Source organism: Undibacterium sp. JH2W (assembly GCF_049340425.1).
Lineage (GTDB): Bacteria > Pseudomonadota > Gammaproteobacteria > Burkholderiales > Burkholderiaceae_D > Undibacterium.
Window position 1 is genome coordinate 140,589 of sequence record NZ_JBMPOT010000012.1, and the last position, 22,626, is coordinate 163,214.

The following is a 22,626-nucleotide window of genomic DNA, read 5'->3' on the forward strand; positions in this document are numbered from 1 at the left end:
TGTACGCATCCCTTGCCGCCGACAAGCCTGAGCAAGCTATTTTGCCAGCACTGCATTGATGCTCATATTACAATAAGCCACCCTGGTATGAGATAAGCCCAACATCGTTCCCTGCAAAAATAGTGCCGTAAACTTTGAGTATGCAGCCCTGCAATGGCATACTACCCCTCTCCCTTTTCCCCTATCATCTGGACCCATTTTGAAGCAAAGCTTTAGCCACCTCTTGTCAGCTTGCCTGTTAGTTGTATGTTGTCTGCTCACGGCAAATGCCCATGCCGGCGGGGTGCGGACTCAGCATGAAATTGATTGGGTCGCCGACACCAGGGCGCAAGGCGACGAGGGGGAAGCCTTGTATCTGGGCAGGCATTTGCGCAGCGAAGTATTTTTCCTGCCCTATTACATTGCAGATGAGGGTTATGTCTTGGGTGTCAAAGGCAGCCGTACTGATTATTATCCCTTGCCGCCCGAGCGAGTGGCAGAATTGCAGGCCAGCGGCATGTTGCCAAACCCGCTGCCTGACTATCACCTCAGGCTGATCGACCTGGCCATAGGCAATGCCTTGTGGCTGCCTATACTTGCTGGGTTTTTATACATCCTGCTAAGGCAGGCACAAGCACTGCATGCACGCAAGCTGCACTGTGCAGTGGCATTTTCTGAAGCAGCCATGGGCCCCTGGCTGGCCAGTTATAAAAAGAACTGGGCACTAGGCAGCAAGCATCTGCGACTTTTCATGCTAGCCTGCTTGCCGCTGTGCCTGGGCTGGATCATATCTTCCTTACCCTTGCTCTTGATGGGGGTGCTGTTGCTGGCACCCTTCGTGTTATTGCTGATCAGTCAGTTTGCTTATCGCATTGATTTGTATGAAAAAGGCCTGGTGATACTAGGGCCGCTGGAGGCGGGCTTGCTGTATTTCAGTCCGGCTTTAAGCATACGAGAAATCCATACCTACTATAGCAGTAACAGGACCGACATATTTTCTGGCAGGCTCAATGACAGCGTGATGGTGGAAGACCGGCAAGACGGCAAAAAGATACGTCTCTACATCCCCGGCAATATCGCCAACATGCAAGATTTGTTGCAGCGCTTGCGTCACTTGCAAGTCAGCTACTTGTTGCCGCATTTCATAGCCCAACACCAGCTTGGTGCTACCCTGGATTTTTCTGGCCTGAAGATACGCAAGTCCCAGCTCATGACGGCGAAACAAGTCATCAACGCTACCGATATAGGCAGCATAGAATTAAAGAATACCTTGCTCGACGTGCTGCTGGTCATACGACAAAAACAATCAAAAAAAGACTTTTACCGCCTGCGCATGGCCGACACGGCTAATTTCCATGTATTGCTGGCATTGCTGAACCTGTATTTCAAGCCAGAGACAAAGCCAGCGGCAAAAAAAGCAGCACCCACCTGAACAAATTTTTCCTGCCAGGCCAGGATGCAAGGCATCACATTCTTAAAAGAATATCGCCTGCCAGCCCGCCGCTGGCATGACCAGATTATCCTTGGCAGCGACAACATCCCTGGTAGGAAATTTGGCGCAATACACCTTGTTTTTCATCATATCGGTTTCATTGCTCGTAGCTGGCAATTGGCTTTCCTCATTGCCTTTGACCAGTACCGTCTGGTCTTGCCTAGGGTAGCAAATGCCTACGCCATGGATGGTGGGCATGAACAAGCGCAAATACCAGGGCACCAGTTCTTTGACAGCCAGGCGGGCAGATTCCAGGCTGTCGTTGATGTCAGCATATTTGAAAACATCGGGTGGTAACTTGGGGAGCAACATGATGTTGACGTCCATGCTGCCTTTTTTCTGGTTGGTGACAAATTCTGCCCCTTCGGCATAGGCCACGGCATCCAGCGGCACGTTGACATCACCGGCGGCGGATATCTCCAGTTTCTTGCGGTTTTCTTTACTGTCGAGATAAATTGCCAGATTGGGGATGACAGCGTGGGTCTTGGCCGCGGTAACGCGAATGACAATCTCAACCTTGTCTTTGCTGGCAGCCTTCACTTTGGAAATCATGTCATAGGCGACTTTATACGGCATGATGGCCGGATCTCTGATGGCTTTGACTTCCACGCTTTGTGGCTCATCAGTGGCACTGGCGTGAGCACTAGTTGTACTAGCTGGCACAGCGGTCTGGGCTTGCGCCTGAACTGGCCCGGTAGCCAGACTCAGTGATGCCAGCATGCATGCCAGCACGGTGGCATATCTGACAGTAGAGGGGACAACAGCATGCATACATATCCTTGTTGGGTGATCTTGCCGGACAAGGATGATCCCTGTCGGTCTGTCCATGCTGGCCAGCAAGTGCTATCTTTGCACGATCAGGCCTGCAGTCTTGATCCCAGTGTCCTCATTTTCAGCACAAGGTGCTATATTTTTGAGCAAGGTAGCGGATATTTGCACGAAAGGTATCGTTTAACAGAACTTATTGTCAATCCCAGGAAAAGTCTCAGGGCTTGCAGCATCACTTTACCTCGATCGCTTCCACCCGTATGACTTCGCAAGCGCCTGCCCCCGTATCATCGCGGGTCAGCGAAGAACGCCAGTGCCAGCCATCGGCTGCCCTGGCTTCTACCAGTTGACCGCGTATCTTGACCACCTGGCCTACCCGCACATCACGCATGATTTTTTCCAGCGCAGGCGTGGTGGGGATCAAATGCATATTGGCGCTATGGGTGGCAATTTCTGATGGTGGTCGAGGTGGTTCTTTTTCCCAGCGATAAAAATAGAAACGGTTGCTCTGCCCTATGGAAAGTTGCTCGATGACCGCCGTATCCGACATAGAACCCCAGCCCAGCGCCAGATCGACAGGAGCCAGTTGGGCTTCACGGTCAGAAGAATAGGTTTGTTTGGATAAGACCCGCGCTTCTATCGTGAAATCTGCCAGCGCAGTCAGCTTGTAATTATTTTGCTCATACACCGTACCATTGCTGAGCATGGTTTGCACCGGTTCATTCGGTGCGATGCTGCCAGGCGGCACCGGCAGCGGACGATTACGCCAGTGTTGTACTGCGAAGATGAGAACGATTGCAACGAATAGCCAACGCCATGAAAACATGTTTGTACCCTGTACCATGAACCTGCAATGACTTGCAGAAAATCAATATCATAGGTCAATTTGTACGGGGTGTAAGCTCTTTATTGCGAGGGGTCCAGGCTAAGAAATCTCAAACAGGGGGACATTGGCCGTATTGAATCTGTCATTGAAAATGCCTATCAGGGCAATATCTCCCGCTTGCAAACCTGTCGTGGTTGCATGGCTATACGCATACAGATAAGCGACATTATTATCATAGGCCCAGATATAACCACTGCCGGTATTACCGCTTTGTTCTGCAAGCAGAGGAGCACCCAGGTTGGCCAGCAAGGCGGAGCCATCCAGCACATTGGCCAGCACAGCCTTGTCACCCGCGATGTCATAGCGTATCACGGCTACATCGGCATTTTTTTGCAAGATAAGGTTAACGCCACCCAGGATTTCTTGCACCTGGGCTTTGCCAGCTATGCCCACGGCGCTGGTCTGGTCAGCATCCAGACGCACATGCAAGACACCAGGGGCCAGCCATGAGTTCACAGTATCGCGGTCTGCCGAGGTGTTGATACCTGGTGTGGAAGCATCATCGGCAAAACTGATTTCCACGGTCTTCAAGCCTGAACCTGGGCTGAAGACACCAAAGACATTGATATTATCTATCCCTTTACCGCCGCGAACAAACAAGCTCCCCTCTACATTCGCAGAGGAATAGAGAAAATCATCACCATCACCCGCATCGACCCGGCTAGTGTTGACGGTCAAATCCCTGAGCGTGATGACATCATTGCCGCTACCGGCAAAAATATCGCCAGCCCATGTATAAATATAATCGTTGCCCGCACCGCCATAGATGACATCGCGCGATTCGCCCCCATAGATAGTGTCATTGCCAGCACCACCAATGATGGTGTCTGGCGCTGCCGAGCCTAATACCACGGTATCATTGGCAGTTAATTGCTCGATGTAGGATGGGTTCTGCAGAATTATCGTTTTCAGGCCGGGATTATTGACCTGGTACAAACCGGATGTGCCGCCTGTCAGCACCAAAATCTCAATATTGCCAGCCGTATCTATCGTGCTCAGGCTCTTGCTGCTGATACTGTCACTGATGCTGAGTTTATCTGCGCTGCCTGCCCCGAGATCAATACGACCACCGGTCAGCATGCTGGTATTGACCGTCAGCATGTCACTGCCAGCACTGGCCGTCAGCCCATTCACGTTGTAGATGCCCTTGCCTGTGCCGGTATCAAAACCGGCTGAGATAACGCTGAGCACATTGCCACCAGTGACGGTGGTCAGAGCGGTGCTCATCTCCTGGGCAAAATCCGGCAGGGAGGGGAATGGCCTGTGGTCCAGGGCTCCCGAGAAAATATTGCTCACATTATTGAGAGAAGAAAAAATATTGACTGCATCTGCATCAATATTTTTGAGCCAGCTTTTGACTGAATCAACACTGTATGCACGCGAGTAAGCAATAATCGAATCTGCCGTATCAAGCTTGGAGGTAAATACGCTGGCAGCCGCCACTTTATTCAAGAGTGCCTGTTGATCCATGCTCGCTGCGGCGGGCCCGCTCATGATAGCCAATGCAGCTTGCCCCATGGATATGGCGCCGCTCTCCAGCTGCCCTGCCCAATATTTCATGCCCGCTGCATCAGCGCTATGCCCAAACAAATTCAGGTAGAGAGCATTGATGATTTCGGGAGTGGTCTTGTTCAGATAGACAGCTTTATATTCTTGCTGCTCACTGAAAGACTTGGCAATATCTTGTATGTTGATTTGCTTGCTTGCCAGGCGATTCTCCCAATAGTCCAGGCCTGCAGGGTCTGCGGGCCGGCCAAAATAGGCGATATAAAGTTGCTGTAAGACTGTAGTGTAAGTACTCATCATCAACCTTAGCAATTTGGAAACCCGAATATATCAGCGATGTATAAAAACACAAGTGACATTTGTATGACTTAAAGCCGGGCATGCCAGATTGCTTATGCTAGGAAATTTCAAACAAGGGCACACTGGCTAAACTGAGCCTGTCATTGAAAATACCTATCATGGCAACGTCTGCCGCTTGCAAACCTGTCGTGCTTGCAGGCTATAGGCATACAGATAAGCGGCATTATTGTCATAGGCCCAGATATAAGCATTGCCAGCCGCGGGCCAATTTATGATGGCAAAATAGGATGGCAAAAACTGCCTGCCTTATGGATATTCTATTTGTTCTGTCTAACACTTCAAACCTGCAGCATAGTCAGTATGGGCAAACAGTTTTGATACAATGCATAGACAAGGTCGGGCGTGGTCTTGATCAAGACTTTCATTTGGACATCCGAATAAATCAACAACTTGCAAAAATACAACTAGCATTTATATAAACTAAAGCCCAGCATGCCAGACATCTTTTTTTGCGGTGACACCCATGGCAACTTCCAGCACGTGATTGATGCCGTGCAGGAAAAGCGCCCGGCTGCCATCGTTTTTCTAGGCGATTTGCAAGCCAGGCAACCACTGGAAGTGGAATTGACCACCATCCTGGACTTGACCGAGGTCTGGTATATCCATGGCAACCATGACACCGATACCGATGCTGACTACGACCATCTGTTTGGCTCTGCCCTCGCCCATCGCAACCTGCATGGTCGCGTGGTCGACGTAGCGGGATATAAGATTGCCGGTCTGGGTGGTGTGTTCCGCGGCCATATCTGGATACCGCCAGGGCCAAAGAATTTTCATACGCACAGGGAATACACCGCCAAAGCCGGTAAAGAAAACCGCTGGCGCGCTGGCTTGCCTCGCAAGCACTACAGCTCTATCTTCCCGACCGACTACAACTACCTGGCCAGCCAGCGCGCCGACATCCTCGTCACCCACGAAGCGCCCAGTGCCCATCCCCATGGTTTTGCCGCTATCGATGAACTGGCCCAGCGCATGCGCGTGAGCCGCAGTTTCCATGGCCACCACCATGACCGCATCGACTACAGCAAGCACCGCGAGCGCCTGGGCTTTAACGCCTATGGAGTAGGTTTATGCGGGATGAGCGATCTCGATGGCAATGTCGTCGTGGCGGGCAAGCATGATCATGAAGTGCCCTGGGCTACGCTGCACCGGCGCTGAACTGCACTGCACTGCACTGCACTGAGCAGGGAAGCCTACACCTTCCTGTTGGCCATCAAGGCCTCTATCTCTACCACTGTCTTGGGTACGGCGTGGCTTAATACCTCGCAAGCATGGTCAGTGACCAGCACATCATCTTCTATGCGTATGCCTATGTTCCAGTACTGTTCAGGCACGCCAGGTGCGGGCAGTATGTAGATGCCGGGTTCTATGGTCAGGCACATGCCGGGGCACAGCATGCGCCAGGGGTTTTCTCCGGCATCTGCTGGCTCCTGGTAAGCGCCGACATCATGTACATCCATGCCCAGCCAGTGACTGGTGCGGCACATGAAAAATTGCCGATAAGTGCCATGACTGATGACATCGTCGACACTGCCGCATTGCTCACTGTCCAGCAGGCCGCAATCAAGCATGCCTTGCACCAATACCCTGATGGCTGCCTGATGCGGGTCCATGAATCTTGCACCAGGGCGCACCGCTGCGATGGCAGCCAGTTGCGCCGCCAGCACAATCTCATACAAAGTCTTTTGCACCGCGCTGAACTTGCCACTGACCGGATAAGTACGGCTAATATCGGAGGCATAGCCCTGGTATTCACAACCCGCATCAATGAGCACCAACTCACCCGCCTTGATGACGGTGGCACCGGGATTGTGATGTAATACACAGGCATTGGCACCGCTGGCAACGATGGCCGGGTAGGCTGGTGCTGCTGCCCCCTGGCGATGGAACTCATGCAGCAATTCAGCTTCCAGCTGGTATTCAGTCTGGCCGGGCCGGGTAAATCGCATGGCGCGCGCATGGGCTGCGGCCGATATGCTGGCCGCCTTGCGCATGAGTGCGATTTCAGACTCGTCTTTGATGAGGCGCATCTCATCCAGGATCGCATGCACATCGTGGGTGACAGCTGGCAGGCGTACACCATTGCGGGCTTGCTGGCGCAGCTTGTGCAAGCAGCTTTGCAAGCCAGCATCCAGCCTGGCATTGCTGCCTTGCGCATGATACAAAGCAGCTGCATTTGCCAGCAAACCTGGCATCTGTTCATCCAGAACAGTCGCAGAATACGCCGTATCAAAACCAAAATGTGCGCGCGCGCCTGCGGGACCATGGCGAAAGCCATGCCAGATTGCATGCTCAGGGTCTTGCTCAAGACAAAACAAGATGGACTCATTCTGCTCCCCTGCCACGAGCACGATCACGATCACAGCATTGGGCTCACTGAAACCGGACAGGTAATAAAAATAACTGTCGTGCCTATAGGGATATTCCACATCGCGGTTACGCATGACTACTGCGGCATTGGCGATGATGGCGACACCACCGCCCAGGGCACGCATATGCGCCATGAGCCTGGCTCTTCTATTCGCGTAAATGTGCGTGGATACGAGTTCTGACATACTACATCCTCAAGGTTTTACAGCTGGCTAGCTGCATGTTTTTCTGGACGCCAGGCCCAGTTCAGGTTGACACCCAGACTGGCCAGCACGATCAGGATCAGGCCCAGCATTTGCACCAGGCTGATGCGCTGGCCATAGACCAGGTAATCCACCCCAACTGCCGTCGCTGGATAAATAAAAGTCAGCACAGCAATTGCCGTAGTGGGCATCTTGGGCAAAGCACCATAGATCAGCACATAGGCCAGCGCGGTGGGTAGCAAACCCAGGCCAGCCAGCCATGCCCATTGCTGTATCTGTATGCCACCGGCAGGCAAGCTGATGAAGCCTACCAACAAGATCAATCCAACCAGGCAATGGATCAATGCAATCAAATGCGGCGGCATATTGCGCATGGCGCGCGTGCTCAGGGTGACACCGGCATAGGCGCAAGCACCTGTCAGTGTCAGCAACAAACCCGTCAAGTATTGCTCGCTCATCTGCATGTCACCAGCCTGCAAGCCACAAGCCAGCACCAGCCCGGCAAAGCCCAGGCTTACCCAGGCCAGTTTGTTGGCAGCGATTTTTTCGCGGAACAATACCGCGCCCAGCAGCAGGACGATAAACGGCTGTACATGAAAAACGATGGTCGTGACAGAAATACCGATGCGCTGTATGGCGGCAAAAAATGTGACCCAGTTCAGCACCATGAGCAGACCACCAAACACAGCCAGAGCCAGGTTCTTGCGGGAGAAATTGCTTGCAACAAACATGCCTTTGTACGTGCAATACAGTGCCAGCGCGATGGCGGCAAACAGGCAGCGGAAGAACACCGTCGTCACCGCATCGAGGCCCGCTTCGTGAATAAATATGCCCAGCGTTGCCAGCATCAGCATGGCGGCGATGTAAGCCAGAGTGGCGTGGCGCTTATATGGAATAGTGACTGGTGATGCAGACATGCTTTGCTCCCTGCTAGAGTATTGCGCTATCATGGGTTTTGTTGATGCATCAGACAAGCTGATTAAATTGAAGTTATACATTCGAAAAACTGAATCATGAATTTCCCTGAACTCAACCTCAGCCAGTTGCGCACCTTTGTGCTGGCCGCCGAACGCCTGAGCTTTGTCAGTGCGGCAGAAGCAGTGCACAGGTCACAAGCCGCAGTCAGTATGCAGATCAGCAAACTCGAAACCAGCCTCGGCCAGCCCCTGTTTGAACGGCATACCCGGCGCATCGCCCTGACGCTGGCGGGTGAAACCCTATTGCCCTATGCTCGTCAGCTATTGCAGACCGAGCAGGCGGCACTGAATGCATTACGTACGCAACAAGTGGTGGGCAAGGTGGTGCTGGGTTCGCCCGACGATTATGTGTCCTCGCTATTGCCTGCTGTGCTGGAGAGGTTTTCCAGGAGATTCACTGGCGTAGAAATAGAGCTGGTGTGCCTGCAAAGCCTGTTGCTCAGGCCCTTGCTGAAGAAAGGTGCCATCGACCTGGCCTTCGTCACCCGCGATGAAGGCCTCGATGGTGCCTTCATACGCCGCGAACCCATGGTCTGGGTAGGTGCAGAAAAACATGCAGTGTGGAAAAAAAGTCCGCTGCCAGTTGCCCTGTACGACAAGGGCTGCGTCGCCCGCGCCCATACCCTCGCGGCACTGGAAAAAAGCGGCCTGCCATATCACTCCACCTACAGCAGCCCCAGCCTGCTGGGCATACTGGCAATGGTGGAAGCGGGCCTGGCAATCGCCGCCCTGGCCGAATGCAGCGTGCCCGCACATCTGGTGCGCCTGGGCAAAGCAGAAGGGCTGAAACCGATAGCGCCGCTGGATATTGTGCTGATCAAGGGCAGGAAAAATAATTCGCCTGCGGCGGAGTGTCTGGCGAATGAGATTATGCAGGTGCTGAGTGAGCGGCGTGGGTCTTAGTTATGGTTTAGCTTGCTCATTCGGGTCAAAATCGAGATTCAAAGCTTCTTTAGGTAAATAAACCAATTTTTTTCCTGTACTTGAAATCAGGGAGATGCCATCACTTTCTTGTTTGATGGTGATTTCGCTTGAATTGCTTCTACGGAAAACCAGCAAAGAAAAATGATTATCCTGTTTCGATTTCAAATATAAATATGCGTCTTTACGATAAGTCCCGAAGCCTGTATCCACAATCACAGAAATAAAAGACTTTCCGTCATATTCAAATTCCTTTACTGCTGCCCCTGGAAATACTTTAGCCATTCTCTCCTCTATCTGTTCTTTACTACCCGAGCGGAATGAAGAATGAGTTATTTCTTGCGGCTGAGCGACAGCGCAATGTAAAGAAAAAAGTAAAACAAGAAACAATGTGATACGCATTTTATCTTTGATGATCGGTAGCGATCAGTTAGTGGCGGCAACAACAGGAATACTATCAACAAACTGTTCAAAGCGGATGATCTTACCTTCTTTTAATTGCCACAGGTGGGCGACCCTGGCTGTAAAAGACTTCTGACTTGCCTTGTGCTTGCCGCTATAAGTGCCATAAGCCATGACCTTGTCGCCACTGGCGACATAATCTTCCACGGTGAATTTGTAGCCTTCCCATTCTGTGGCGAGACGGTAAAAGACATTCTTTTGTATATCGGCGAGGCCAATATAAGTACCGGCATAGGGGAAACCTTTCGCTTCTGTCCAGCTGGCGTCTGTCGCCAGATAGCGTTCGAGGTTCTTGCCGTTTTCTTCCGAGGTCTTGCCTTCGTAAGTGCTTTTGATGATAGCGAGGTTGCTCATTTTTTTACGCTTCGCAGTTAGCAACATGGCGAACCATCGTTCGCCATGTTCAGTGCCTTTCTAGTGAATTGACTTGAGCAAACTCACCACTTCATCTCACCTTTATTCACTTTTGCACCGATATCCAGAGACAAGCCTGGTGGCGCATCAGGGTAGGCTTTTTTCATGGCCTCAATCAACTCTGCGCCAGTTTTCGTCGCCGCTGCATTTTTTTCGAATGACAGCAAATAGCCCCTGGTAAAAGTAATCGCACTGATGTCGATGGCGGTGCCTGGTTTCATGTGGCCGGGGACGACAATTTTGGGTTGCAGTGAGGCCATTTCATCGAGCTGTGCAACCCAGGCGCTGCGTTCTGCAAGGGTTTGGGTATCTGCTGTCCAGACGTGATAATTGCCAAACACGCCGATGTCACCGACGATGGCCTTGATCGAAGGTATCCAGAAATAAGGGCGGTGTGCCAGCAAGCCTTTATTGCCGCGCAGTTCTACCATTTCACCATCGACAGTCAGACTATTGCCTTTAAATGCCTTGGGCAAGACGGGGGTACGTGGCGCATTGACACCAAGTTTTGGTCCCCAGAAAGCGACTTTGGCTGCCACTTTGGCAGACAGTTTTTCCAGCACTTCTGGCGTAGCGACGACTTCTGCCTGCGGAAAGATTTCTTTGAGGGTTTCTACACCGAAGTAATAATCAGGGTCGGCCTGGCTGACCAGTATGGTTTTAAGTTGCTTGCCGCTATCGAGCACATTGGCAGCGATGCGCAAGGCATCTGCACGGGTGAAACCAGCATCGATCACCATGGCTTCTTTTTCACCATAGACCAGGGTGGAATTAACATTGAAGCTATTGCCGTCAGCGGTATAAACCTTAACCTGCAAAGGTGTGGCTGCCTCGGCAGAGGCGAAAGTGAGGGCGAGGGTAGTGGCCAGGATGGTAGTTCGCAGCATGGTGGGTTCCAGTATGTATCAGTTGAGTATCAGTTGATGAATCTTCAGCGATTCAGTGCTTGCAGTTTAATTTCATTTTTCAATCAGATAAACCCGTTAAAATGCACATTACTGTTTCAAAATTCGATCAAATTACGGGAAAATCATGGACAGACTGACAGCAATGCGGGTGTTTTGCGAGGTGGCGACCAGTGGCAGCTTTAGTGCGACCGCTGACAAGCTGGACATGTCGCGCGCCATGGTGACGCGTTATGTCAGTGAGCTGGAAAGCTGGCTCAATGCCCGCCTGCTACAAAGAACCACGCGCAGCGTGACGCTGACGGATGCCGGTGAACAATGCCTGCGCCGCAGCCAGCAAATGCTGGCGCTGATGGAAAACATAGAAGAAGAAACCCGCAGCGACGATGCAGAATTGCGCGGGCAATTGCGCCTGACTTGCAGTGCATCATTTGCATTTGCACACCTGGCGCGCGCAGTCTGCAAGTTCCTGGCATTGCACCCCTTGCTGAAGATAGACTTGCATGCGGGTGACAGCGCCATCAATCTGGTGGAAGCGCGCATTGATCTGGCGATACGCATCAGTAGTGACCCTGATCCCTTATTGATAGCACGGCCACTGGCAGTGTGTGATTCGGTATTGGTGGCGTCGCCCGCCTATCTGCACCAGGCTGGCTTGCCTCAACATCCACAAGACTTGTCGGCGCATCGCTGTCTGACCCACATCAATTATGGCCGCAACACCTGGCATTTCCAGCGCGAGGATGTGGCCGTACAAGTCGATATCGCCAGCCATTTCAATGCCAATGACGCGACCGTTTTGTTGCAAGCTGCGCTGGCTGGCGCGGGCATTAGTGTGTTGCCGACCTATCTGATGGGTGACCATGTACGTAAAGGCGACATGCACATCATCCTGCCTGAATGGAAAGCACCGGACAGAACCATTTATGCCCTCTTCCCTTCACGCCGCCATTTGTCACCAGCGGTACGTGCCTTGCTGGATTTTCTGGTGGCAGAATTTGCCAGCCAGCCCTGGTGATTTGATTGCTCGTAGGAGCGGCTTCAGCCGCGAATGGTCAACAATAGTCCGCGACCATTCGCGGCTGAAGCCGCTCCTACATGCCCCTGCACGATTCTACAAGTCCGTGACTATGCCAGCGGTTCTTGCTGCGTCGTGCAATGTATGCCGCCACCGCCTGCTGCTATCGGGTCTATGTTCAACTGCACGATACGCCTGCCCGGATACAGGTCAGCCAGTTGTTTTTTTGCGTAGCTGTCTGCTTCTGCATCACCAAATTCTGGCAGAATGACGGCGCCATTACAGACATAGAAATTAATATAGCCTGCCGCAAAATTCTTGTTTTCAAATGCTGGCCGCACTGATCTCGGTACCGGGATAGGGAAAACCTGCAAGGCCTGACCCTGTGCATCACGGCTATTGCGCAAGATGTCGAGATGGCGTCTGGTGACCTGGTATTCTGGCGACGAAGTATCATCATCCAGATTGGCCACTACCACGCCGGGCCTAACAAAGCGCGCATAAAAGTCAGTGTGACCGTCGGTGATATCGGCCCCGGCAATGCCAGGTAGCCAGATGACTTTTTTGATGCCGAGTACCCGCAAGAGTTCTTTTTCGCATTCTGCTTTTGTCACACCTGGATTGCGGTTGGCATTGAGCACGCAGCTCTCGGTGATGATGGCCGTGCCGCTGCCATCGACTTCTATGCCACCGCCTTCCAGCGTCAGGCTGCTGTTGATGAAACTGCTGGAAGTCTGCCTGGCCATGCCTGCTGCCACCTGGCGGTCCAGTGCATAGGCCTGCTTTTTGCCCCAGCCATTGAAATTGAAACCCACCCCGGCTTTGGCGCGCTTGCTGCCAAGTACAAATACCGCACCAGTATCACGCAACCACAGGTCATCGATTTCTTGCACGATGAGTTTGATGCGCGGGTCACACTTTTGTTTTGCCAGGGCCAGGTCTTGCTGGCGCACCAGCATGTTCACAGGTTCAAAGGCGACAATCGCATTGGCGATGCCTGCGAGGCTGTCACGCACCGGATTCAACAGGCGGCGGCCCCAGATGGCTTCTGATGCACCAAAGGCCATCCAGGTTGCTGCATGTGGATCGGCTTCATCTGGCATGCGCCAGGCTTCAGCCGTCTGACTTGGTGCGCTATTGTTGCTGCCTGTCAGGCTCACAGGCGTATTGGCAACTTCTGAACTGGCTTCGCCACCGCAGGCATATAGCAAGCCAGGGGCAAGCACGATGGCGCTGGTGTGTATGGTCCTGGTCAAAAAATTTCTGCGTTTGGTATTCATCATTTTCTCTGGCTTTCTCATGTTAGCGTCAAGCAGACTGGAAAATACCTGCATTAAAAGCAAGATATCTCAGTGATCTGGGCATGTACAGAATTGTCCTTGACTTTAATCATGAGAAAAAGCGATATTATTTGTCCTTATTAATCAAGTTTTCTCATATCTTATCCATGTCAAAACAAAAACTTCCTTCACAGACTTTGCTGGCAGGTTTTGAAGCAGCAGCCCGGCATGGCAATTTTTCCAGAGCGGCAGATGAGTTACACCTTAGCCAATCGGCTATCAGCCATCAAGTACAACAACTGGAAGAGCAACTGAAACAGCCGTTGTTCCGCCGCGTGGGCCGTGGGGTGGAATTGAATGTCGCTGGAGAAGTTCTGCTAAAAAGCGTACAGCGCGCGATGACCGTACTAAAGGCCGGGCTGGGGCAGATTGCCACTTATCTCGACCCTGGCCTGGTCGTCGTGACCTGCCCTGCGCACATCGCCCATGGCTGGCTGCAACCCCGCCTGGCCAGTCTGCAAAAGCAACTGCCTGATCTATGTCTCATGCTCTCCACCGATATGACAGCGCGCTTTGTCGATGAAGTCGATGTCGATATCAGCATCAGTGACCGGCCCTTGCTGCAGGAAGGCTTGACTGAGTTGCCGTGGCTGCAGGATAGCTGGGTAGTGCTTGCCAACAAATCGCTGGCCGATCACATCAATGCATTGCCCGCCAGTGAACATCACTTGCATGCGGGTTTGCTATGTCTGGAACAAAGCCTGAGCGATGAAAAAACTGCATCGCTGTTCTTGCAGGAGCTGATGCATTTCCGCAAACTTGCTTTGTTTGATGATATGCGTCTCTTGCTCGATGCGGTGCAACGAGGCCGTGGTATTGCCTGTCTGCCGCGCCTGCTGGCAGATGAAGCTCTGCATGATGGCCGCCTGTGCATGCTGGATGCCTACCCGCAAACCGCGGGGCAGACCTGGTACTTGTCTGCCATGGTGACCACGCCCAGGGCCGACATCGTCAAACAAGTGTTTGACTGGTTGCAGGCTGAAGCAAAAAAATAACTCAGATATCGATGGAGATACAGACGCAAATACAGACGCAAATACAGGCACAGATGCAGGCACAGGAAATATCCTGCATCACACTCCGCACACCCTCAGCCATTCTGTAAAAAACAAGCGCGCCTGATGTGCCAGGTCCAGCGCAAGACTAGCGGCCTGCTGGCGCATCTGCGTTACCGATAATTTCTCATGTGCCATTTCAAAAGCATGGCCTACGTACCAGGCTTCCAGCCCTGCTGCCGTGACCTCTGGGTGGCATTGAAATGCCAGGCCATGCTTGCCCCAGCTATATGCCTGGTTGTGGCAAGCCTCACTCGATGCCAGCAATTGCGCGCCCTCTGGCAAATCAAAGGTATCGCCATGCCAGTGGAACATATTGCAATGCCGTGCATCAAAATGCCGCACTGGCGTGTCCTTGCCTTCGTTCGTCATCGTCAGCGGATACCAGCCTATCTCTTTGGCAGCAGCAGGATAAACACTGGCCCCCAGCGCCCGCGCCATCACTTGTGCCCCCAGGCAAATGCCCAGGGTAGGCAAGTCTGCATGCAGGCGTTGCTGCAGGAAATACACCTCTTGCAACAAGAAGGGATAATTGTCATCTTCATAGGCACCGATAGGGCCACCCAGCACGATACAAACATCGGCTGCCAGCGGGTCTAGCAAGGCCCAACTCTGGGTACTGGCATTGACTTCCTGAATGGCAAAGTCCTGCTCTTTCAGAAGTGCAAGAAAACTGCCTGCGTCTTCAAAAGCGACATGGTGGATGATAAGAGCGGTTTTCATGCCAGAAAAACTTTCTAAAAACGGTGTCGGGACAATTCCCCTTACGTCACAATAACAATATAGTATTGAATACTATCATTGACAACCGCACCCTGCAGTAGCGGCTTTAGCCGCGAATCCGCAGCCTCGTAGGTTGGGCCGGGCCTCGCTAGGCTACGATTTACCAGCCCAACACTGGACGTTTAAATGACGTAAGTGTTAGTTGAGGCCGAGTGTTGGGTTGATGAAGCGTAACTCAACCTACAAGGACTGCAGTAGCGGCTTTAGCCCGGCCCAACCTACGCTCTCAACCAGACTCAGGTTTACTTCTCCTTCATCCCCATTTTCTCCAGCGTCAGGGTCTCATCCGCCCGGCCCCAGCCACCATCGGTGACTTCTTCCACCAGCACCATGGTATAAGGCCGCACGCCTTCACCGAAATATTCGACGAACATGGCGGTGGTGCGGTGAATGATTTCTTCTTTGCGGCTGGCATCGATGATGCCTTCAAGGAATTTGAAATTGGCAAATGGCATGATTTTTTTCCTTTAAATAGGACTTACGCAAAATTGTCCCAGCAAGGCGTAGCGACGAAGACAGTACTTTAGTACGACTAGGAGCTGCAACGCAGCTGGGGCGGTTTTGCGTAAGTCCCATTAAAAATAAATTAGGCGAAACCGCCGTTCACCCGTAAAACTTGTGAATTGACCCACACACCATCAGGGCCAGCCAGGAAGGCGACAGCGGAGGCGATCTCGGCTGGCGTGCCTATGCGCTCCATCGGTGCCATCCTGGCGATGTTATTGACTTGCTCTTCCGTCTTGCCGTTGAAGAACAACTCGGTGCCGACCGGGCCGGGGGCGACGGCATTGACGGTGATATCACGCCCGCGCAATTCATTGGCCAGCACATGCACCAGTCCTTCTACCCCGGCCTTGCTGGCGATGTAGGGGCCATAAGCAGGAAAGGATTTGGCAATCACGCTGGTCGACAAGGCAATGATGCGCCCACCTTTTTCTACATGCTGTGCTGCCTGAGCCAATACCAAAAAAGCACCGCGCAAATTGATGGCGATGAGCTTGTCAAAGGCATCGACATTGCTGGTGTTGATCGTGGTCATGGACATGCTGCCAGCACTGTTGACGACCACGTCTATGCGGCCAAATACTTCTTTGGCGGTGGCAAACAATTGCGCCACGTCCTCAGGCTCGCTGACATCGCCCTGCACCGCTATCGCCTTGCCACCGGCTGCCTGTATGGCGCTGACGGTCTCCTGCGCCCTGGCGACATTGCCCGCGTAATTGACGACGACGGCAAAGCCATCTGCCGCCAGGCGCAGGGAAATGGCCTGGCCTATGCCCCGCGAGCCACCGGTGACGATGGCGGTCTTAGTTATTTCATTACTCATATTTCTCTCCTTGGTGAAGATCATCCAGACTGATATGTCTGCATGGATTACACTTTAACTATTCAACCCAGCAAGATAAATACTGATAAACTCAGAACATAATTCAACCCAGCTCAACAATCATGGACCGCCTCGATACCCTGCAGCTATTCACCCGCATCGTTGAAACCGGCAGTTTCAGCCGGGCGGCGGATATGCTGGACATCCCCCGGGCCAGCGCCACCCATGCCATCAAGCAACTCGAAACCCGCCTCGGCACGCGCCTGCTGGAGCGCACCACGCGTCAGGTACGCACGACCCTGGATGGCCAGGCTTTTTATGAGCGCTGCGTGCATATCATCAGTGAACTCGATGATGCAGAAGCATCGATGCGGCATGTGGCCGCCAATCCGCGTGGGGTCTTGCGAGTAGACATGCATGGCACCCATGCGACACAAGTCGTGTTGCCACACATACAGGAATTTCGCGAGCGTTATCCCGGCATAGACCTGGTGGTCAGCAGTGGTGACCGCCTGGTAGACCTGGTACGTGAAGGGGTGGATTGCGTGATACGCGGCGGTAACCCGCGTGACTCAACGCTGGTAGCACGCCGGCTTGCGCTGATGCCGCAAGTGCTGTGCGCCAGCCCGGCTTATCTGGCCAGGTTTGGCACACCGCACCACCCCGATGATTTGATGCTGCACCAGGCCGTCAGATTCTTTTCCAGCACGACAGCAATAGACTATCCCATCGTGCTAAACATAGCCGGTCAGGTGCAAGAGTTTGATGTCGGTGGCTGGATGACAGTCAATGATGCCGAGAACTATGTCACCTGCGCCCTGTCTGGTTGCGGCCTGATACAGCTGCCGCGCTTCCACATCGCCGATGCCCTGCGCGATGGCCGCCTGGTAGAAGTGCTGGCCGGGTGGCAAAGCCCACCCTTGCCAGTCACCGCCCTCTACCCCTACCGCCGCCAGTTATCACCGCGCGTGCGGGTGTTTGTGGATTGGCTGGTGGGGTTGTATGAGCAGAAGTTTGGGGTCTTGCCGCTTGAGGGTAAGATGGGGTGAGGTTGATGAAAGAACAGATGTTTGTGGGAATTGCTGAGCACAATCAAATTTCGTAGGTTGGGCCGGGCCTCGCTAGGCTACGGGTTATCAGCCCAACACTCGGCCTCAAAAAACGTATACGTCATTTAAACGCCCAGTGTTGGGCTGGTGAAGCGTAGCCCAACCTACATTGCTATGCGGTTCAATTTTGCATCCATCACCTCAACAAATCACAACTCCACCAACACCTCAAAGCCACCATAAATCATGCGCTTGCCATCGCATGGCAAGGGGTTACTTTCTGAATTCAGGCGCGGGTCTGCCATGACTTTTTCCCAGGCCGCATTACGCACTTCTTTCGATGGCCAGGTCATCCATGAAAAAACCACGGTTTCATCTTCCTTGCATTGCACGGCCAGGGGGAAAGAAGTCAGCTTGCCGGGAGGCACATCGTCACCCCAGCATTCAACGATATTGAGCACGCCGTATTCTTTGAACACCGGTGATATTTTTTCTGAATACAGGCGGTAGGCTTCGCGGTTGGCATTGGGGACAGCAAGTACAAATCCATCGACATATTTCATGAAAAAACTCCTGGTCAGGCGCGGCTAGATGAAGGAAAAAATGGTGGATTCAAGTGCCATATACAGCAACAAAAATACACAAGCTGACTTGCCGCTGTGGCTGAATTTTAATCTACAATTTTTGATCAGGGTAAAGTTTATTTTTGCATCGAGTCAAAAAATATTTTACAAATTTATCCTTTAAAAACATCAACTTACGATAGCACAAGAGCACTCTGGTGCTAGTATGATACAAGCACTGTGCAAGTACTGTACTTGTACTAAACCAGCACCATACTGATCCTGCTGATCCCTGAATCCTGAATCCTGATTATTGATTCCTTAAATCTATATCCCACCGCCAAACGGGCGATGGGGGGGAGATAAAAAAATTTGGCGTTTTTCAAAATTTGCGGCAAGATAGAGGCTGCGAATTTTGTCGTCCCTAGCAAACCCACAGCGGACGCACAAGTAATACCCCAGCAGCACTCCAGCAGCATCCTGCCCACCCCGATTTGAAAGTAATCCCATGCGTCTCGCCTATTCCACCTGGCCCGAAATCACGGCTTTTCTGAACACGTCCAAAACCGTCATCATCCCCATAGGCTCGAATGAGCAACACGGCCCCATGGGCTTGCTGGGTACGGACTGGATGTGCCCGGAGATCATCGCCACCGCTGCCGAAAAAGTCGCCCAGCAAAACGGCCAGACCCTGATGCTGGCACCGACCTTCAACATCGGCATGGCGCAGCATCACCTGGGCTTTGCCGGTACGATTTCGCTGCGGCCTTCAACCTTCATGGCAGCGATTGAGGACTGGGTTTTGTCGCTGGCGCGCCATGGCTTTGACCACATTTATTTTTTGAATGGCCACGGCGGCAATATCGCCACCATCGAAGCGGCCTTCTCGCAAATTTATTCGCACTATTCGTACAACAACAAAACCTGTCCATTGACGCTGAAGCTCAAAAACTGGTGGGACTTGCCCAATGTCGCATCGCTGTGTCATGAGATGTTCCCGGTCGGCCATGGTTCGCATGCTACGCCTTCAGAAATCGCTGTCACCTATGCCGCTTACCCGGATCAGGTGCGCCAGGTAGAGCTGACACCCAAAATACCTCCAACTGGCCCCATCCTCGATGCCATCGATTATCGCGCCCGTTTCCCGGATGGCCGCATAGGTGCAGATTCAAGCCTCGCGACCATAGAGTTAGGGCAGCAAATCATAGACACAGCTGTTGCGGGCTTATTGAGCGATATCCAGACATACAGCGCAGAACAAAAACCTGCCTGAGTTTTACCCATCGCCATTAGCTTGCTGAAATATTCATCAACATTTCCTCATGGAAATCTGATACTGTTGGCTTTGTGGCGAGGTGCTGAAAAAGTAAGTTTGGGCTTTGCATTGCAAAATTAGCTTGCAAAGCCTACGCTGAATCCGTTGTTGTTATCCATCAAAAGTACCTGGCCGCATAGATAAAAACATATAACGGAGACATCATGAGACAATTTTTCAAAAGCATCTTCTTTGCCATTTCCATCTCCCTGTTCGCTCAGGGAGCTGCCTTTGCTGCCGATCACGCCACCGCGCAAGAAGCGACTGACATGATCAAGAAGGTCATCGCCTACTACAAAGCCAATGGTCCTGAGAAAACCTATGCTGCCGTGAACGACCCCAAGGGCCAGTTCATCTACAAGGATTTATATGTATTTGCCGGCACGGTTAAACCCGGTGGCGTCACCCTGGCCCATGGCGGCAACCCCAAGCTTTTGGGAAAACCTCTGGGTGAAATGCGTGATGGCGATGGCAAATTTTTTGTCAAGGAAATCAATGCTGTCGCAGGCAACAAAGAAGGCAAGGGCTGGGTAGATTATAAATGGGTGAACCCGGTGACCAAGGCACTGGAACCCAAAAGTACTTATGTAGAGCGGGTTGACGATATTTATTTTGCTTGTGGTATCTACAAATAATCTACAAATAAATCTGCTCTTAAGCTTCACTGCATTCAATTTATTTTGTTAATACGATACTGGCTGGCCGTGATTTTTCTGCACGGCCAGCTACCGTAATCAGATTACAACCAAATACCTTCCCCTACCCTGCTATTTCCATCAACAATCAATGCCGGATAAAAAGCGGTGCGCCATGCGCACCACTCTGGCTATACTGGCTATAACAAAATCACGCTCAACACCAGCATCAGCATGACCCACACAAGACTGCTGCGGCCGGTGATCAGGCTGAGGGCGACAAGCGCTATGCCAAATGTAAATGGATAAAGACTGTGCAGGCTGCCTGAGAATATGGCGCACAAAAAGACTTGAAAGACCCGGCTCAGCGTGCCATACAGGCGTCTATTGAGTTTGTTTTTTTCTGTCGCGGTATAGTTTTCCCTGCTTGCAGCGCTGGCAGTTTGGTGATTACTATTTTCCACATCACCAGGCAGCCTGACTGCGGGTGCAGCAGCCGCCTTCTTTTCTTCCTTCACTGCTTTTTTTTCTGCTGCCACTTGCTGCGTGGTTTGTTCCAGCACAGGCGCGGCGGCCTCTCTTGCCTGCCACCAGTCCTGGCCGTTAGCTCTTTGTGGCGTCTTGCCATTGGCCACTTGCTGGCGCAGTGTTGGCCTTGCAGCAGGTGCAGGCTGCGCTTGCGCCGCATATCGTGCACGCAAGGCCTTGATGCGTTGCAGCCAGGGCTGGCCCTTTGCAGGGTTGACCATGCAGACATAGCGCGCATAGCCTTCCAGCGCACCCAGCACGTCGGTATTGCCATTCCAGTGATAAGCAGCCGGTCCATTTTTTTCTACCTGATGCAGGGTGGCGCGAAAGCGGTGCAGGGTCTTGGCATCAATGGTGGGGCTGTGATTGACGACAATGCCGGTGACCTCCTGCTTCTGGCTGTGGCGCATGATGTGCTGCTTGTCGGGGTGCAGGGTGAAACCTTCATCGGCAATGATATGCTTGACGCGCCACAGGAGTTTGCCGACAGGAGGACGTTCTTTTTGTTTGCTGGAAAACGTCAGGTCATCGGCATAACGGGTGTACACAAAACCCAGTTTGGTCGCTGCGGCATGCAGGCGTTTGTCGAGCCTGTGACACAAAATATTCGTGATCATGGGGCTGGATGGTGCACCTTGTGGCAGGCTGCGTTTTTTGCCAGCGACGAAATATTTTTGGGTATCGACACGTACTTCTTCTGTTGCCTGTTCAGTACACAGCAAACCCAGCAGGGTGGCAATCTGGTCGCCATAGCCCAGGGATTTGAACACGCCTTTAACGCGCGGATATTCTATGCTGGGGAAGAAGTCTTTCAAGTCCAGGTTGATGACCACAGCCTGGCCCACATGCGGCAAGGCATTGCTAAGTATGGAATGTTGCGGCAAGAAACCATGGGCCGCAGGATGGCATGGCACTTTGGCGAGGATATGATCCAGCACCCAATACTGGCAACGCTTGAGGCGCGGCATGGGGGCAGAAATAAAGCGCTGCCCCCCCGTCTTTTTGGGGATAGAGAAGCGTTGGTAATGGCTGACCTGGCTGACCTTGCGCTGGAAACTCATGAAGCGCAATTCTGCCAGCGGTATGCCGATAGCTGTCGCCAGGTCCAGGGATTTTTGCAGCGCTGGCAATTGATAGCGTGCCAGCTTGTCGGTATTGGTGCTGGTGTAGTTCAAGCTTGTGGAAACACCCTCCCCCAGATAGCCGATATCGTTCTGGCGCTTTTCTTGCCAGGCCAGCGCCTTGGCGTGACGCAATTGCGCATGTTTTTGCTTGGTCAGCTCACGTTTTTCTTTTGCTGCCGCCATACGCTGCTTGCGCATGTCGCGCAGCGCAGCCTTGGGGTCTTGTACGCGACGCAGTTGATCCGTCAACTCATACAATTCTTTGCTGAGTGCCGCTTCACGGGTGATGAGTTCATCGGTCACCGATGGCTTGCCGCTGTCAGCGGGCCAAAAACCGAGACGACGCATCTCTTGCAAGACTACAGCATCTTTGGTGGTCGTGCGCAGGTGGGCATACAATTCATCGCGTGTCATCTGTGACAAGGGTTTGTCAGATGCTGCGGCGGTAGTCTGTGCGGCCTGTGGCTGTTGTTGTGTCATGACGCTGGTCTCTGTTTTCTTTTGAGAGCCTGATGTAATCAGTGTGCAAAAGAATTCACGTTTTCCAAATAGAACAAAAACGGTGAGCCAGACAAAAGAAGGGAAAGCGGCAGGAAGCTCATCGAAGAGCCTTCAGACTGAGAGGCTCCACTCGACGCCGGAAACG

General features: G+C 52.5%; 22 protein-coding genes. 8 read left to right on the plus strand and 14 right to left on the minus strand.

Annotation, left to right across the window (positions count from 1 at the left end; all coding sequences use genetic code 11):
* Positions 1-199: 199 nt before the first annotated feature.
* A complete protein-coding gene (locus ACO0LC_RS19030; protein WP_423005952.1) occupies positions 200-1,411 on the plus strand; it encodes a DUF6585 family protein in 1,212 nt (403 codons plus the stop codon).
* 42 nt (positions 1,412-1,453) lie between these two features.
* Here ACO0LC_RS19030 and ACO0LC_RS19035 read toward each other — a convergent pair whose 3' ends face one another.
* The 3 genes from ACO0LC_RS19035 to ACO0LC_RS19045 form a co-directional block, all read right to left on the minus strand.
* Positions 1,454-2,242, minus strand: coding sequence for a hypothetical protein (locus tag ACO0LC_RS19035; protein ID WP_423005954.1), 789 nt, complete (start codon positions 2,240-2,242; stop codon positions 1,454-1,456).
* 229 nt (positions 2,243-2,471) lie between these two features.
* Positions 2,472-3,065, minus strand: a complete 594-nt coding sequence (locus ACO0LC_RS19040; protein ID WP_423005956.1) for a hypothetical protein — start codon at positions 3,063-3,065, stop codon at positions 2,472-2,474.
* Between the two features lie 99 nt (positions 3,066-3,164).
* Complete coding sequence (locus tag ACO0LC_RS19045) at positions 3,165-4,928, minus strand: DUF4214 domain-containing protein (protein ID WP_423005958.1); 1,764 nt, start codon at positions 4,926-4,928, stop codon at positions 3,165-3,167.
* Between the two features lie 495 nt (positions 4,929-5,423).
* Between ACO0LC_RS19045 and ACO0LC_RS19050 the strand changes: the two genes are divergently transcribed.
* The gene (locus ACO0LC_RS19050) at positions 5,424-6,149 is read left to right on the plus strand and encodes a metallophosphoesterase family protein (protein ID WP_423005960.1); all 726 of its coding nucleotides are present in this window, start codon (positions 5,424-5,426) and stop codon (positions 6,147-6,149) included.
* A gap of 35 nt (positions 6,150-6,184) precedes the next feature.
* On the opposite strand, the gene ACO0LC_RS19055 is transcribed toward ACO0LC_RS19050, so the two are convergent.
* Both ACO0LC_RS19055 and ACO0LC_RS19060 read right to left on the minus strand, forming a co-directional pair.
* Positions 6,185-7,546: an aminopeptidase P N-terminal domain-containing protein gene (locus ACO0LC_RS19055; protein ID WP_423005962.1), complete on the minus strand. Its 1,362-nt coding sequence runs from the start codon at positions 7,544-7,546 to the stop codon at positions 6,185-6,187.
* Between the two features lie 17 nt (positions 7,547-7,563).
* Positions 7,564-8,481, minus strand: coding sequence for a DMT family transporter (locus ACO0LC_RS19060; RefSeq protein ID WP_423005964.1), 918 nt, complete (start codon positions 8,479-8,481; stop codon positions 7,564-7,566).
* Between the two features lie 96 nt (positions 8,482-8,577).
* On the opposite strand from ACO0LC_RS19060, the gene ACO0LC_RS19065 reads away from it, so the two are divergent.
* Entirely contained in the window at positions 8,578-9,444 is an 867-nt protein-coding gene (locus ACO0LC_RS19065) for a LysR family transcriptional regulator (RefSeq protein ID WP_423005966.1), read from the plus strand.
* Here the strand turns inward: ACO0LC_RS19065 and ACO0LC_RS19070 are convergent, their stop codons facing one another.
* From ACO0LC_RS19070 to ACO0LC_RS19080, 3 genes are all read right to left on the minus strand, one after another.
* The gene (locus ACO0LC_RS19070) at positions 9,445-9,864 is read right to left on the minus strand and encodes a hypothetical protein (protein ID WP_423005968.1); all 420 of its coding nucleotides are present in this window, start codon (positions 9,862-9,864) and stop codon (positions 9,445-9,447) included.
* A 24-nt stretch (positions 9,865-9,888) separates the two neighbouring features.
* Positions 9,889-10,278 (minus strand): nuclear transport factor 2 family protein, encoded by a 390-nt coding sequence (locus ACO0LC_RS19075; RefSeq protein ID WP_423005970.1) that lies wholly within the window; start codon positions 10,276-10,278, stop codon positions 9,889-9,891.
* 83 nt (positions 10,279-10,361) lie between these two features.
* A complete protein-coding gene (locus ACO0LC_RS19080; RefSeq protein ID WP_423005972.1) occupies positions 10,362-11,225 on the minus strand; it encodes an MBL fold metallo-hydrolase in 864 nt (287 codons plus the stop codon).
* A gap of 145 nt (positions 11,226-11,370) precedes the next feature.
* On the opposite strand from ACO0LC_RS19080, the gene ACO0LC_RS19085 reads away from it, so the two are divergent.
* Complete coding sequence (locus tag ACO0LC_RS19085) at positions 11,371-12,261, plus strand: LysR family transcriptional regulator (protein WP_423005974.1); 891 nt, start codon at positions 11,371-11,373, stop codon at positions 12,259-12,261.
* Between the two features lie 110 nt (positions 12,262-12,371).
* On the opposite strand, the gene ACO0LC_RS19090 is transcribed toward ACO0LC_RS19085, so the two are convergent.
* On the minus strand, positions 12,372-13,541 hold the full coding sequence (locus ACO0LC_RS19090; RefSeq protein ID WP_423005976.1) for an agmatine deiminase family protein: 1,170 nt from the start codon (positions 13,539-13,541) through the stop codon (positions 12,372-12,374).
* A 167-nt stretch (positions 13,542-13,708) separates the two neighbouring features.
* Here ACO0LC_RS19090 and ACO0LC_RS19095 point away from each other — a divergent pair, with 167 nt between their 5' ends.
* On the plus strand, positions 13,709-14,596 hold the full coding sequence (locus tag ACO0LC_RS19095) for a LysR family transcriptional regulator (RefSeq protein ID WP_423005978.1): 888 nt from the start codon (positions 13,709-13,711) through the stop codon (positions 14,594-14,596).
* Positions 14,597-14,674: 78 nt separating this feature from the next.
* Here ACO0LC_RS19095 and ACO0LC_RS19100 read toward each other — a convergent pair whose 3' ends face one another.
* The 3 genes from ACO0LC_RS19100 to ACO0LC_RS19110 form a co-directional block, all read right to left on the minus strand.
* Entirely contained in the window at positions 14,675-15,379 is a 705-nt protein-coding gene (locus ACO0LC_RS19100) for a glutamine amidotransferase (RefSeq protein WP_423005980.1), read from the minus strand.
* A gap of 302 nt (positions 15,380-15,681) precedes the next feature.
* The gene (locus ACO0LC_RS19105) at positions 15,682-15,894 is read right to left on the minus strand and encodes a tautomerase family protein (protein ID WP_423005982.1); all 213 of its coding nucleotides are present in this window, start codon (positions 15,892-15,894) and stop codon (positions 15,682-15,684) included.
* 131 nt (positions 15,895-16,025) lie between these two features.
* The gene (locus tag ACO0LC_RS19110) at positions 16,026-16,766 is read right to left on the minus strand and encodes an SDR family oxidoreductase (protein ID WP_423005984.1); all 741 of its coding nucleotides are present in this window, start codon (positions 16,764-16,766) and stop codon (positions 16,026-16,028) included.
* Between the two features lie 122 nt (positions 16,767-16,888).
* Between ACO0LC_RS19110 and ACO0LC_RS19115 the strand changes: the two genes are divergently transcribed.
* A complete protein-coding gene (locus tag ACO0LC_RS19115) occupies positions 16,889-17,815 on the plus strand; it encodes a LysR family transcriptional regulator (protein ID WP_423005986.1) in 927 nt (308 codons plus the stop codon).
* 209 nt (positions 17,816-18,024) lie between these two features.
* Here ACO0LC_RS19115 and ACO0LC_RS19120 read toward each other — a convergent pair whose 3' ends face one another.
* On the minus strand, positions 18,025-18,378 hold the full coding sequence (locus tag ACO0LC_RS19120; RefSeq protein ID WP_423005988.1) for a DUF1428 domain-containing protein: 354 nt from the start codon (positions 18,376-18,378) through the stop codon (positions 18,025-18,027).
* A gap of 508 nt (positions 18,379-18,886) precedes the next feature.
* Between ACO0LC_RS19120 and ACO0LC_RS19125 the strand changes: the two genes are divergently transcribed.
* Both ACO0LC_RS19125 and ACO0LC_RS19130 read left to right on the plus strand, forming a co-directional pair.
* Positions 18,887-19,651, plus strand: a complete 765-nt coding sequence (locus ACO0LC_RS19125; RefSeq protein ID WP_423005990.1) for a creatininase family protein — start codon at positions 18,887-18,889, stop codon at positions 19,649-19,651.
* A 206-nt stretch (positions 19,652-19,857) separates the two neighbouring features.
* Complete coding sequence (locus ACO0LC_RS19130; RefSeq protein ID WP_423005992.1) at positions 19,858-20,328, plus strand: cache domain-containing protein; 471 nt, start codon at positions 19,858-19,860, stop codon at positions 20,326-20,328.
* A gap of 200 nt (positions 20,329-20,528) precedes the next feature.
* On the opposite strand, the gene ACO0LC_RS19135 is transcribed toward ACO0LC_RS19130, so the two are convergent.
* Positions 20,529-22,460, minus strand: coding sequence for a reverse transcriptase family protein (locus ACO0LC_RS19135; RefSeq protein ID WP_423005994.1), 1,932 nt, complete (start codon positions 22,458-22,460; stop codon positions 20,529-20,531).
* Between the last annotated feature and the right edge of the window lie 166 nt (positions 22,461-22,626).

Excerpts from the sequence above, each read along its gene's own strand:
- ACO0LC_RS19070 (WP_423005968.1), bottom strand. The coding sequence starts at position 9,864 with ATGCGTATCACATTGTTTCTTGTTTTACTTTTTTCTTTACATTGCGCT.
- ACO0LC_RS19075 (WP_423005970.1), bottom strand. The coding sequence starts at position 10,278 with ATGAGCAACCTCGCTATCATCAAAAGCACTTACGAAGGCAAGACCTCG.
- ACO0LC_RS19115 (WP_423005986.1), top strand. The coding sequence starts at position 16,889 with ATGGACCGCCTCGATACCCTGCAGCTATTCACCCGCATCGTTGAAACC.
- ACO0LC_RS19105 (WP_423005982.1), bottom strand. The coding sequence starts at position 15,894 with ATGCCATTTGCCAATTTCAAATTCCTTGAAGGCATCATCGATGCCAGC.
- ACO0LC_RS19045 (WP_423005958.1), bottom strand. The coding sequence starts at position 4,928 with ATGAGTACTTACACTACAGTCTTACAGCAACTTTATATCGCCTATTTT.
- ACO0LC_RS19065 (WP_423005966.1), top strand. The coding sequence starts at position 8,578 with ATGAATTTCCCTGAACTCAACCTCAGCCAGTTGCGCACCTTTGTGCTG.
- ACO0LC_RS19035 (WP_423005954.1), bottom strand. The coding sequence starts at position 2,242 with ATGCATGCTGTTGTCCCCTCTACTGTCAGATATGCCACCGTGCTGGCA.
- ACO0LC_RS19090 (WP_423005976.1), bottom strand. The coding sequence starts at position 13,541 with ATGAATACCAAACGCAGAAATTTTTTGACCAGGACCATACACACCAGC.
- ACO0LC_RS19080 (WP_423005972.1), bottom strand. The coding sequence starts at position 11,225 with ATGCTGCGAACTACCATCCTGGCCACTACCCTCGCCCTCACTTTCGCC.
- ACO0LC_RS19120 (WP_423005988.1), bottom strand. The coding sequence starts at position 18,378 with ATGAAATATGTCGATGGATTTGTACTTGCTGTCCCCAATGCCAACCGC.
- ACO0LC_RS19095 (WP_423005978.1), top strand. The coding sequence starts at position 13,709 with ATGTCAAAACAAAAACTTCCTTCACAGACTTTGCTGGCAGGTTTTGAA.
- ACO0LC_RS19050 (WP_423005960.1), top strand. The coding sequence starts at position 5,424 with ATGCCAGACATCTTTTTTTGCGGTGACACCCATGGCAACTTCCAGCAC.
- ACO0LC_RS19040 (WP_423005956.1), bottom strand. The coding sequence starts at position 3,065 with ATGTTTTCATGGCGTTGGCTATTCGTTGCAATCGTTCTCATCTTCGCA.
- ACO0LC_RS19135 (WP_423005994.1), bottom strand. The coding sequence starts at position 22,460 with ATGACACAACAACAGCCACAGGCCGCACAGACTACCGCCGCAGCATCT.
- ACO0LC_RS19085 (WP_423005974.1), top strand. The coding sequence starts at position 11,371 with ATGGACAGACTGACAGCAATGCGGGTGTTTTGCGAGGTGGCGACCAGT.
- ACO0LC_RS19055 (WP_423005962.1), bottom strand. The coding sequence starts at position 7,546 with ATGTCAGAACTCGTATCCACGCACATTTACGCGAATAGAAGAGCCAGG.
- ACO0LC_RS19130 (WP_423005992.1), top strand. The coding sequence starts at position 19,858 with ATGAGACAATTTTTCAAAAGCATCTTCTTTGCCATTTCCATCTCCCTG.
- ACO0LC_RS19125 (WP_423005990.1), top strand. The coding sequence starts at position 18,887 with ATGCGTCTCGCCTATTCCACCTGGCCCGAAATCACGGCTTTTCTGAAC.
- ACO0LC_RS19060 (WP_423005964.1), bottom strand. The coding sequence starts at position 8,481 with ATGTCTGCATCACCAGTCACTATTCCATATAAGCGCCACGCCACTCTG.
- ACO0LC_RS19100 (WP_423005980.1), bottom strand. The coding sequence starts at position 15,379 with ATGAAAACCGCTCTTATCATCCACCATGTCGCTTTTGAAGACGCAGGC.
- ACO0LC_RS19110 (WP_423005984.1), bottom strand. The coding sequence starts at position 16,766 with ATGAGTAATGAAATAACTAAGACCGCCATCGTCACCGGTGGCTCGCGG.